Source organism: Streptomyces europaeiscabiei (assembly GCF_001550375.1).
Lineage (GTDB): Bacteria > Actinomycetota > Actinomycetes > Streptomycetales > Streptomycetaceae > Streptomyces > Streptomyces europaeiscabiei.
On the sequence record NZ_LRTR01000227.1, the window covers coordinates 1 to 10,977 of the forward strand.

The 10,977-nt window shown below is 71.9% G+C and carries 9 protein-coding genes and 1 pseudogene; 6 read left to right on the forward strand and 4 right to left on the reverse strand.

All coding sequences use genetic code 11. The features are described 5' to 3' along the window. The first annotated feature begins 598 nt into the window (after positions 1-598). On the forward strand, positions 599-1,036 hold the full coding sequence (locus AWZ10_RS11060) for a hypothetical protein (protein ID WP_003974483.1): 438 nt from the start codon (positions 599-601) through the stop codon (positions 1,034-1,036). Between the two features lie 470 nt (positions 1,037-1,506). On the opposite strand, the gene AWZ10_RS11065 is transcribed toward AWZ10_RS11060, so the two are convergent. Continuing rightward, entirely contained in the window at positions 1,507-2,697 is a 1,191-nt protein-coding gene (locus tag AWZ10_RS11065) for a M20/M25/M40 family metallo-hydrolase (protein WP_060890977.1), read from the reverse strand. A gap of 74 nt (positions 2,698-2,771) precedes the next feature. Further along, a pseudogene (locus AWZ10_RS11070) lies at positions 2,772-3,342 on the reverse strand (AbgT family transporter); the annotation flags it as partial. A gap of 294 nt (positions 3,343-3,636) precedes the next feature. Between AWZ10_RS11070 and AWZ10_RS11075 the strand changes: the two are divergent. The 4 genes from AWZ10_RS11075 (at position 3,637) to AWZ10_RS11090 (ending at position 7,851) form a co-directional block, all read left to right on the forward strand. Then, positions 3,637-4,668 carry an Lrp/AsnC family transcriptional regulator gene (locus tag AWZ10_RS11075; RefSeq protein ID WP_046709710.1) on the forward strand — a complete coding sequence of 344 codons (1,032 nt, stop codon included), beginning with the start codon at positions 3,637-3,639 and terminating at the stop codon, positions 4,666-4,668. 154 nt (positions 4,669-4,822) lie between these two features. After that, positions 4,823-5,764, forward strand: coding sequence for a class A beta-lactamase (bla, locus tag AWZ10_RS11080; protein ID WP_408993469.1), 942 nt, complete (start codon positions 4,823-4,825; stop codon positions 5,762-5,764). A gap of 238 nt (positions 5,765-6,002) precedes the next feature. After that, entirely contained in the window at positions 6,003-7,235 is a 1,233-nt protein-coding gene (locus AWZ10_RS11085; protein WP_060890978.1) for a pyridoxal phosphate-dependent aminotransferase, read from the forward strand. A gap of 220 nt (positions 7,236-7,455) precedes the next feature. Next, the gene (locus AWZ10_RS11090; RefSeq protein ID WP_046709707.1) at positions 7,456-7,851 is read left to right on the forward strand and encodes a TOBE domain-containing protein; all 396 of its coding nucleotides are present in this window, start codon (positions 7,456-7,458) and stop codon (positions 7,849-7,851) included. Positions 7,852-7,882: 31 nt separating this feature from the next. Here the strand turns inward: AWZ10_RS11090 and AWZ10_RS11095 are convergent, their stop codons facing one another. Then, on the reverse strand, positions 7,883-8,896 hold the full coding sequence (locus AWZ10_RS11095; protein ID WP_060890979.1) for a phosphotransferase enzyme family protein: 1,014 nt from the start codon (positions 8,894-8,896) through the stop codon (positions 7,883-7,885). Positions 8,897-9,005: 109 nt separating this feature from the next. Then, positions 9,006-9,497 (reverse strand): ATP-binding protein, encoded by a 492-nt coding sequence (locus AWZ10_RS11100; protein WP_046709688.1) that lies wholly within the window; start codon positions 9,495-9,497, stop codon positions 9,006-9,008. Positions 9,498-10,017: 520 nt separating this feature from the next. Here AWZ10_RS11100 and AWZ10_RS11105 point away from each other — a divergent pair. Continuing rightward, on the forward strand, positions 10,018-10,770 hold the full coding sequence (locus AWZ10_RS11105; protein ID WP_060890980.1) for a transglutaminase domain-containing protein: 753 nt from the start codon (positions 10,018-10,020) through the stop codon (positions 10,768-10,770). The last annotated feature ends 207 nt before the right edge of the window (positions 10,771-10,977 follow it).

Consider the following 10,977-nt stretch of genomic DNA (forward strand, 5'->3'; position numbering starts at 1 on the left):
GGGATCGTCGCCGGGCCCGCAGGGGTCGCCGCCGCTGCCTCCGGTACCACCCGTGCCGCCGGCCCCACCGGTACCCCCCGTTCCTCCGGCGTCGCCGGGGTCACAGCCCCCGCACGCCCCGCAGGGTCAGCCGGGCGTGTACGGTCCGCAGAGTGCACACGGCACACACGACCCAGACGGTCCGCGAGGCGACGCAGACCGTACTGACCACGCCGACCGAACGGAAGCGGGTACCGGCCGGTCAGAGACCGGCGACAACCGTGTCCAGAGCGGTTCCGACCGGGTCCCGTCCAATGGCTCCGACCGGATCCAGAGCGCTGGGCCTGAGCGGATCGGGCGGCGCAGCCGTATGGACGGTATGGACCGTATGGATCGTGCCGATCATGTGGATCGTGTCAATCGTGTGGACGGAATGGATCAGACGGACCGGATGGACCGGCCTGACCTGGTGGATCGCAGGAGTCGCGCGGAGCGCAGGAGCCGTGCGGACCGCAAGGACCGTCCGGACCGCATCGAGAGTGCGGACCGCGCGGACCGGGTGGAGGGCCTGGACCATGTGGTCAACCGGCTCCGGGCGGGGAGCGGGAATGGTGGCCGGGTGGGGGTGACGTACAAATACTTCGGCGCGCCCGACGGCGCGACCGCGGCCCGTGTCCCGATCTCGATGCGCCCCGAGGAGCTCGGCGGCGACGAACTCGGCATGAACGGCATGTTCACCAAGATCAAGCCGGAGACGATGGCCGCGATGGTGCTGACCGGCATCGAAGGCGTCCCCCTCCACAAGGTGCCCCCGCTCGAACTGGTCGTCCTCCACCCCGACTACGCCGTCGTGAAGCTCCCGATGACGGTCGTCGACCCCCTCAGAGGCATCGGCGAGGAAGCGGTCGGCGCGGCCGCCTTCATCTGGTCGACGGTCCCGGACCGCGGCGGCCCCCGCGACGCCTTCAACGTCTACCAACTCCTCCACGAATGGCAGGACTTCAGCCACCGCCTGCACGAGGCGGGGCATCAGCCGTACTGCCTGGTCTGGCCCTGATCCGGGGATTCATGGTGTTCGGGCGGGGCTTTCGGGCTCCGCCCTCGTCATGAGCGGGGAGGGGCGTCAGGCGGCCGGGGCACGTTGAAGGCACACCAGTTTCGCTGGGGGCACCTGAGGTGCCCTGGGCAGCGAGCGGGTCTCCGTCTCGTCGAGATCGTGTACTTCCCCTCCGGCGACGTAAGCGGCCACGGACCGGGCGCAAGACCCCGTGCGCGTTACGCACAGGATGCTGAGAGGACACTCAGGTCGGACAGCTCCGGGAAGGGGACGAACGAGCCGTTCGGCTTCGCGGCGACTGCGCTGACCATCGCGCGTGACGGCACCTCGCAGTCCGCTGCCGTCCACGTGAACTGCGCGCCGGCGGCGGCCGGCCCGATCCGTGTCTGCGCCCTCGCGCCCGCCCACCGCCGTCGCCGCGCAAGCCCTGACGAACCCCCGTGCTCGTCTCCCCCGTGTCCGGCCGCCGGTCAGCCGCGCAGCGGTCGGGTCAGGAGTCCGGCGACCAGGGCCGTCTGGGCGGGCACGGTGTCGGGGTGGATGTACTCGCCCTGGGCGTGCGCTCCGTCGCCCACGGCGCCCATGCCGCAGAGGACGGGGAGGCCGAGGGCGGCGATGAAGTTGGCGTCGCTGGCGCCGCCGACGGCGGCGTCGGGGAGGTGGGGGCGACCCTGGTCGCGGGCGACCTCGCGGGCGAGGGCGAGCAGGGGGGCGGAGGCGGCGTTGAGAGTCATCGGGGGACGGTTCCAGTCATGCTCGATCTCGATGCGTACGCGGGGGTCGGTGACCTGGATGGCGGCGAACTCGGCGTCCACCCGGGCCTGTTCGGCCTCGTCGGCGACCCGGATGTCGATGCCGGCGGTGGCCGAGCCCGCGACCACGTTGGCCGCCGAACCGCCGCTGACGAGGCCGGCGTTGACCGTCGTGCCCCGCTCGGGGGCGGCGACGGCCGCGGCTGCGATCACGAACTCGGACAGGGCCAGGATCGCGCTCGCCCCGTCCTGCGGCGCGAGCCCGGCGTGCGACTCGACGCCGGTGGCCGTGACCTTGAAGATCCCGGTGCCCTTGCGGGCGGTCTTCACCGCGCCGTGCGCCGTGGGCTCCAGCACCAGCGTCGCGTCGGCCTTCTTGGCGGTCTCCTCGATCACCGGGCGGGAGGCGAGGGAGCCGATCTCCTCGTCACCGTTGAAGAGGAAGGTGACGGTGGGGACCGGAGCGCCGTTCTCCCGGGCCAGCTTCAGGGCCCAGATCCCTTGCGCCAGGCCGGTCTTCATGTCGAAGATGCCCGGCCCGCCGAGCCGCGCCCGCCCGTCCCCGTCCGTCGACTCCGGCTGCTCCCAGCCGGCCAGCGTGCCCGTCGGCCACACCGTGTCGTAGTGGCCCACGAGGGCGACGTGCCCGGTACCGCTGCCGGTGCCCGTGTAGGTCAGGGTGAGTGTGTCCCCGTACGCGCCGCCGGGGTGGCGGTGTTCGTGGTCCGGCGGGCCGAGGCGGGTGACCGCCAGATCGCGCAGGAGGTCGAGGCCGGAGGCCAGCGCGGGCAGGTCGTAGCTGCAGGTCTCGTGGCGGACGAGGGTCAGGATGTCGGCGACGATCTCCGCCGAGACGTCCTGGGCGCGGGCGGTCACGACGGCGGCGAGGGTGGCGTGCGATGCGGTCATGGTCTGCTTTCTCGATTGCCTTGGCCGGCTTCCGAGTTGCCTCGGCCGACTCCTCAAGGGCTCTGTCCGGCGGGTCAGTTGATGCCGAAGGGGAGGCCCACCAGGTACCAGGCCACGAAGAACGCGATCCAGACGACCCGGACGACGGCGGCGATCGGGATCATGAAGGAGGCGAGGGTGCCGATGCCGGCGGACTTCCGGTACTGCTGGACGAAGCCGAGCGCCATCACGAAGTAGGGGCTCATCGGGGTGACGCAGTTGGTGACGGAGTCGGCGACGCGGTAGACGGCCTGGGTGGTCTCGGGTGCGATGCCGATGAGCATCAGCATGGGGATGAACACGGGTGCGGCCAGGGCCCAGAGCGCGGATCCGCTGGTGATGAGGAGGTTCATCAGCGTGATCAGTACGGCGATACCGACCAGCACGGTCCAGCCGTCGAGTTTCAGGCCGCGCAGGGTCTCCGCGCCAAGGACGGCGAGGACGTCGCCGATGTTCGTCCACTTGAAGTAGGCGAGGAACTGGGAGATCGCGAAGAACAGGACGAGGATCGGCGCCATCGACCGGGGTGCCGTCGGCCATCGCGGCGACGGTGTCGCGGGCGGCGGAGAAGGTGCCGGTCAGCCGGCCGTAGACGGTGCCGAGGACGACGACGCCCGCGAGGATCCAGAACAGCCAGAAGGGGTGGGGGAGTTTGTTGCCGACCTTCTCCATCGCCGCGAAACCCCGGAACGCGGCGCGCAGGGCTCTCGACCGGGTCGGGCGCGTCGGTCCGGTCGGGCTGTTGTGACTGGGCAGAGGTGGCACTCATCGGTACCTCTTCGCGCGCTGGGGGGATGTTCCTTCACACCATGGCATTCGAGTGAGAGATTTCCTAGCCACTCGACGTGACGGCGGGATTAATCGGCGATCCCGGATGGGGCGGATCTAAGGTGGGGCAACATGACCCGCCCTCTCCTCGACGAGCTCGACCGGCGCCTCATCGGGGCACTGCACCTGGCGCCCCGGGCGACCTGGGACGACATCGGCGGGATCCTGTCCGCCGACGCCGGCACCCTCAAACGCCGTTACGACCGGCTGCACGAGGCCCGGATGGTCCGCGTCATCGGGCAGGCCGACTGGGGCATGCACTCCACGGCGATGCCGGTCCACGTCTTCCTGGACATCACGGGCGAGACCCCGCTGGCCGTCCTGCACCGGCTCCGGAGCCTGCCCCACCTCCAGCTCCTGGCGCAGATCTCCGGCGACTACCCGCTCTACGCCGTCGTGCACGCCCCCTCCGAGGCGCACACCAGCGAGGCGATCGACCGGATGTTCTCCGTCCCCGGTGTGCGCCGCGTCAACGCGCTGCCCGCGCTCAGCACCCTGCGCCGGGGCATCACCTGGGACCCGCAGTTCCTGACCGACACCGAGCGGGCCGAGCTGCTGAAGCTCACCGGCGGGCGGCCGGAGGGCACCGCGACCGCGACCGCGATGCCGCCCGCCAAGCCCCTCAGCGAGGTCGAACGCACCGTCGTCGCCCAGCTGATCCTGGACGGCCGGGCCTCCTCCGCGAGCATCGGGCGGGGCGCGGGGCTGGCCACCTCCACCGCGCACCGCGTCGTCCGCCGGGTCCTGGACGAACGCTGGGTCCGGCCCCGGCTGGAGATCGTGTCGGAGTGGCTGGGCTTCCGGACACCGTTCATCCTCCGGCTGCGGGTCGCCCCCGGCGAGACCCCCGACGTCATGCGCCGTATCGACCGGCTCCCGCAGACCCGCCTCGTCGCCCATGTGGCCAGCGACATGTCCGTCCTCGCCACGGGCCTGGTCACCGACCGCTCCGCCCTGGCGGCCTTCATCGACCACGAACTCGCCGAGATCCCCGGCATCCTCACGGTCAGCGTCGACGTGATGCTCGCGGAGCCCCGCCGCTACTGGCTGGACCGTGACCTCGACTCGGGCCTCGGGGAGTTCCACGCGCCTGCGCTGCTGTGAGAAGGGAAACCGGTGGTGCGGCAGTGGCGTCTCAGGATCCGAAGTCGAACAGAGATCACGAAAGTGCCGGACGGAGAGCCGGACAGAGAGCCGGACAGAGAGCCGGACAGAGATCACGACCAGGTACGGAACACGACCAGGTACGGAGAGAACCTTGGAAACCACGGGATCACGCCCCCGCCGCCGTACGGTGCTCGGCCTCGGCGGCCTGACAGGACTGGGCGTCTTGGGCGCTCTCGGTTCCGGAACGGCGCACGCCTCGGCACACGCCTCGGCCCCCTCCGACGCGGGGCTCTCCCGACAGCTTGGGGAACTGGAGCGGGAGCACGCCGCGCGGCTGGGGGTCTTCGCCCACGACACGGCCACGGGGCGCACGCTGGCGTACCGCGCGGACGAACGGTTCCCCATCTGCTCGGTGTTCAAGACGCTCGGCGCCGGCGCGGTGTTACGGGACCTCGACCGCGACGGTGAGTACCTCGCCAAGCGGATCCACTACACGAAGGAGTACGTCGAGGCGGCGGGCTACTGCCCCATCACCGCCAGGGAGGCCAACGTCGCGGCCGGTATGACCGTCGGGGAACTGTGCTCCGCGAGCGTCTCGCACAGCGACAACGGGGCGGCGAACCTGCTGCTGCGTGAGCTGGGCGGGCCGACCGCGATCACCCGTTTCTGCCGCTCGCTCGGCGACCGGACGACCCGCCTCGACCGCTGGGAACCCCAGCTGAACTCGGCGGAGCCCTGGCGGAAGACCGACACCACCACCCCTCGGGCGATCGGCGGTACCTACGCGCGACTCCTCCTCGGCCGGGCACTGCCGGACGCGGACCGGGAACTGCTGACCGACTGGCTGATCGCCAACACCACCAACGTCGAGCGCTTCCGCGCGGGCCTTCCGGCCGACTGGACGCTCGCGGACAAGACCGGCGGCGGGTCGCAGTACGGGGTCGCCAACGACGTCGGCGTCGTCTGGCCGCCCCTCCGGCCGCCCCTCGTCCTGTCCGTCCTGACGACCAAGCACGCCCCCGAAGGCCCCTCGGACAACCCGCTGGTGGCCAAGGCGGCGGGGCTGGTGGCACAGGCACTCACGGCACGATGAGCACGCCGTCCCCGTCCCCGTCCGCGACCGACCGGGCCGGGCCGACGACGTCGGGCCGACGAAAAGTACGGGGCGCAGCCCCTGCTTTTCAGGGGCGGGGGGAACCGCGCGAGCACCCCCCACCGGGCGGCTGACGACCGCCACGGGGATGCTCAGCCACCGCTGGGCATCCCCGTGTCCGGACAGCACCCCGGTCACCACTGGCCCCGAGCCCCCTCCGGGCCGCAGCATGAGCGGCATGAGCAATGTGAACGACAGCGGTACGGGCCCGGGCGGCACAGACGTCACGGGCGGCGTGCGCATCTCGCGGCGTGCCCAGGCCGTCGCCCCCTTCTACGCCATGGAGTTCGCCAAGCAGGCCGCCGCGCTGTCCGCCCAGGGCCACGACGTCGTCAAACTCAGCCTCGGGGAACCGGACTTCGGCGCTCCCCCGGCCGTCGTGGAGGCGATGCGGGAGGTCATGGACGGGCGGCCGATGACGTACACGGCGGCGCTCGGGCTGCCGGCCCTGCGGAAGGCCATCGCGGGGTTCTACGGCGAGCAGCACGGCGTCGAGGTCGATCCGGGCCGGATCGTCGTCACCGCCGGCGCCTCCGCCGCGCTCGTGCTGGCCACCGCCGCGCTCGTCGACCCCGGTGACGAGGTACTCATCGGGGACCCCTCCTACCCCTGCAACCGGCAGATCGTGGAGAGCTTCGGCGCCGAGGTCACCCTCGTCCCCACCACCGCCGCGAGCCGGTTCCAGCTGGACGCGGCGGCGGTACGGGCGCACTGGACGGACCGTACGCGCGGCGTCATGGTCGCCACCCCCTCCAACCCCACGGGCACCTCCGTCCCCGCCGACGAGCTGGCGGCCCTCTGCGATCTCGCCCGCGAGCGCGACGCGTGGCGCCTCGTCGACGAGATCTACCTCGACCTGGGCGACCACGACGAGCGGGGCCGGCCGCCGCGCAGCGCGCTGTCGTACGACCCCGGGGCCGTCGTCATCAACAGCTTCTCGAAGTACTTCGGGATGACCGGCTGGCGGCTCGGCTGGTGCGTCGTCCCCGAGCCCCTCGTACCGGCCCTGGAACGCCTCGCCCAGAACTACTTCCTCTGCGCCTCCGCCCCCGCCCAGCACGCCGCCCTCGCCTGTTTCACCCCCGAGTCGCTGGCGGTCTGCGAGGCCCGCCGGGTGGAGTTCGGCGAGCGGCGCGCGCTCGTCCTGGACGGGCTGGCGCGGATCGGACTGCCGGTGCCGGTGCCGCCCGACGGGGCGTTCTACGTCTACTTCGACGTCAGCGGGACCGGCCTCACGTCCTGGCAGTTCTGCGAGCGGGCCCTGCGGGAGGCGCACGTCGCACTCACCCCCGGCCGGGACTTCGGCACACACACCGCCGACACCCACGTCCGCCTCTCCTACGCGGCCTCGGCGGACGAACTGCGCGAGGGGATCGCCCGGCTGGGAAAGTTCCTGACCACACTGCGGTGAGCCGCGACCGTCCGGCCGCAGTCCTGGTCAAGGGGGTGCGACCCAGTGCGTACGCAGGTGGTGGGCGCACGGATACCCGCATCGACCGACGCTCCGGCGCTTGCGCGCGCTGTCGACGCGTGCCATGTGAAGCGCCGGGCCGGTCGGTGGACAGAAAACGGTGGGCCTGGCGGCGGACGTGGAGTCGGGAGCACGCCCGGCGCCGCATATCTTGGCGTCCATGCAGTCCTACACAATCGGTCAGGCCGCGCGGCTGCTCGGGGTGAGCCCCGACACCGCGCGGCGATGGGCGGACGCGGGCCGGGTGGCGACACGGCGCGACGAGAACGGGCGCCGGCTCATCGACGGGACGGACCTCGCGGCGTTCTCCGTGGAGCTGGCCTCGGACACCACCGACGAGGCCGACGCCCCGTACACGTCGGCCCGCAACGCCTTCCCCGGCATCGTCACCGCGGTGAAGCTCGGTGACGTGGCGGCCCAGGTCGAGATCCAGGCGGGCCCGCACCGCCTGGTCTCGCTGCTCACCCGGGAGGCCGTGGAGGAACTGGGCCTGGAGGTCGGCATGGAGGCCACGGCCCGGGTGAAGTCCACGAACGTACACATCGACCGAACCTGAACGAACCCTCCCGCGGCGGCGCACGGAGGCCTCACCACTCGGGAGCCAGCGCCTCCGCCAACCGGGAGACGGCTGCCGGATCCGGCAGCCTCCCCAGCATCCTCACGACCTCCGCGCTCGCGAACTCCCGCTGCGACGCGGTCACGTTCGGGTCGATCGCGCACTCGGCCTGCACCCGCACATAGTTCAGGTCCGTCGCGAAGAGCAGGGAGAACGACTCCAGCCCCTTGATGACCGCGCGCCCCCCGGCATCCAGATAGCCCCGCACCAACCGCCGGGCGGAATCAGCACAGAAGTCGTCACCACCGGCCCACACATGGACGGCATGGGCGAGTTCGCGCTCCGCCGACACGGGCCCGGCGTTGTCCCAGTCGAGGAGGACCGGCCCGGACCGCCCCACCAGCACGTTCTGCGGCCGCATGTCGAGATGGGAGGTCACCACGTCACCGCCCGCGGACGGGGTGACGTACCGCGCCAACTCCACCGCCGAGGTGGCTGCGAACCGCTCCAGCGCATCCGCCCACGGCACCCCGGCCCTCCGGACCCCCTCGCACAACACCGCCCAGTCGGCCTCCCCGGGACACCGCTCGTACCAGTCGTTCGGTGTCCCCCTCGGCCCTTCCCCGGCCCGGTGCAGAAGAGCGAGCGTCCGCCCGCACCAGCCCAGAAGCTCCGGATCGGCCGGATCCGCCTCGCTCCCGTCGACCCAGTCGTACAGCTTCACGTACGACCCGCCCATCGAGTCCGGCAGCCGCGACACGTACGCCCCGTCACGGTCCGCGAACAACCGGGGCGCCGAAATCCCCAGCTCCTCGGCCGCGTTCCGTAGCGCGGCCTCCCGCCCCACCTGCCCCTCGTCGCACCCGAACAGCAGCTCCTTCACCGCCCACGACCCGCCGCCACCGGCCCCACCACCGCCCCCGGCCCCGGCCCCGGCCGACAGCCTCCAGATCTGCCCCAGCGCACCCCGGGCGACGGGCACCATGTCCCACGCCCCGCCACCGAGGGAGTACACGTCCGCGACAAAGCCGGCCCTGCTCCGCATGAGTCACCTTCCGCTCGCCCCGCTGAATCCCCCCGGCATGTAATACGCGGGGAGCCACCGGACACAAACGGGTTTGTACGCCGTCGCGCTCACCCGAAGTCCCGCACCGTCAGCTCGACATGGACCCGCTCGGCGCCGCCAGGTCGAACCACACCGCCTTGCCGTCGAGGTGGACGGGGCCGCCGCCGTTCGGGACGGCGGCGGTTCCCCAGTGACCCTCGGTGAGGGCGTCCACGAGATAGAGGCCACGGCCGCCCTCCTCCCACCCGCCCGGGGTCAACTCCCTTATGACCGGCGGGTTCTCGTCACCGTCGTAGACGATCACCCTGACCCGCCAGGCCTCCACCGCCAGCCAGAGAACCGATCCTCCGCCCTTGGCGTGCACACAGGCGTTCGTGACCAGTTCGGATGTGCACAGGGCGGCCGCGTCGACGAGGGTGTCGAGGCCGAGGGCCCGCAGGACCGTGGCGACGAAGTCGCGGGCGATCTGCGGGGAGATGTCCAGGGGCGGACAGAAGAGGGTGTACGTCGTCGCCGCGGGCGAGGGCCAGGAGGTGGCGCTGGGGATTGGGGCGGGGAGAGTCTGGGCAGTTTCGGTCATGTGTGATCAACTCCGTTGCGACGAAGAGGGATTGCTCGGGTCCCTACCGCGTCGGCGGCTCCTCCTCGGGTGTCGACGGCCCGGGGTGCGCTTCAACTGACGGTACGCAGGGGCGGATTACGAACGGCTGCGGATTGCTGCGGACGGCTCCGGACGGACGTGCGAAAGAACGGCGAGGCAAGTCTGAGTACGAGGCTGATGACGAGGGCTGTGGACGAGGCTGGGTCCGAGTGCGAGACGAGATGCAGGCAGAATGCGTATGAGTAATCAGGTGAGCACTCTCCGTGAGCGCAGGACTGACCGTAGTCGGCGTGTTCGCGCGGCCGCAATGGGGTCGGTGGAAGTACTACGAAAGCGCGTCGCCGAGCCCCCGGCAGCCCCGGCCCGACCCTCACCCTGAGTGGCCCGCGGCCCGGCCGGGCCGCCGTGTGATGATGGGCGGCGCGCGCCCGTAGGGGACGGGCGGCGCTCCCACGGGGAACGGGAACAGAACGGGTACGGGGACGGGGACGGAACTGTCATGACCAGTCGGTTGCTCATGTCGTACAACACGCAGGCCAAGCGTGCCGGGGTGCCGGCCCGGGAGCCGGCGGGCGTGGTCGGGTCCACGCGGGCCACGGCGATCCTGGACCACGACGACCCGCTGGTCGGGGCGGTCGCACGCCGGGTGCTGAGCGAGGCGACGCCGCGTGACGCGCTGCGGGCCGCGCACCGGATCATCGCGCGGGACGTACGCCCGGTGTATTCGGTCGAGGACCGCCGGCGCGTGTCGCGGACGCTGCGGCTGGGGCGCGGCTCGTGCAGTCAGCGGATGGCGGCGCTGGAGGCGGTCGCCCGTGCCGTACGCGTACGGACGCGGGTGCGCGGGCTGCTCGTGGACGGGACCTTCTGGTATCCACGGTTCCCGCGGCTGAAGCCGTTCGTGCCGGAGCAGGTCCTGCTGGCCTGGCCGGAGTTCAGGATCAGCGGCGTGTGGATCCCGATCGGCGAACTCTTCGACGCCCCCGACCCCGGCGGCGACGGCTTCGCCAACAAGGGCGGCGAGACCCTCTTCGACGCGATCGCCCGTACCGGCGTCCAGTGGGACACCTGCGGGACGGCCCCCGGCGTCGCCTGCGACCTCTCCGCCCAAGTGGTCGCCGACCTCGGCCACTTCGACGACCGTGACGAACTCTTCGCACGCCACGGCCAGACCCTCTGCCGAACGGCCCGCACCCTCACCGAACCGGTACTCGGCCGCTGGAGCGCGGGAGCGACCCGCCGCACCGCCTGACGGGGAACACACCCGAGCCCGGCCCGGCCGCCGGCCACGGAGCCGTCACCACCCCCGAGGACGGCGCGGAGATCGAGTGCGCCCACCGCTCGAACGCCTGGCGCTGGACCTGCCTCCGACCGGACCGGCCCGCCACGCCGGTCCACCACCACGCCGGTCCACCCACCACCCCCACCGGCCACCCCCGCCGGTGAACGGTGACCGGCC

Bases quoted from the DNA above. Each gene is read 5' to 3' on its own strand.
- AWZ10_RS11065 (WP_060890977.1), bottom strand. From the start codon at position 2,697: ATGACCGCATCGCACGCCACCCTCGCCGCCGTCGTGACCGCCCGCGCC.
- AWZ10_RS11075 (WP_046709710.1), top strand. From the start codon at position 3,637: ATGACCCGCCCTCTCCTCGACGAGCTCGACCGGCGCCTCATCGGGGCA.
- AWZ10_RS11085 (WP_060890978.1), top strand. From the start codon at position 6,003: ATGAGCAATGTGAACGACAGCGGTACGGGCCCGGGCGGCACAGACGTC.
- AWZ10_RS11090 (WP_046709707.1), top strand. From the start codon at position 7,456: ATGCAGTCCTACACAATCGGTCAGGCCGCGCGGCTGCTCGGGGTGAGC.
- AWZ10_RS11095 (WP_060890979.1), bottom strand. From the start codon at position 8,896: ATGCGGAGCAGGGCCGGCTTTGTCGCGGACGTGTACTCCCTCGGTGGC.
- AWZ10_RS11100 (WP_046709688.1), bottom strand. From the start codon at position 9,497: ATGACCGAAACTGCCCAGACTCTCCCCGCCCCAATCCCCAGCGCCACC.
- AWZ10_RS11105 (WP_060890980.1), top strand. From the start codon at position 10,018: ATGACCAGTCGGTTGCTCATGTCGTACAACACGCAGGCCAAGCGTGCC.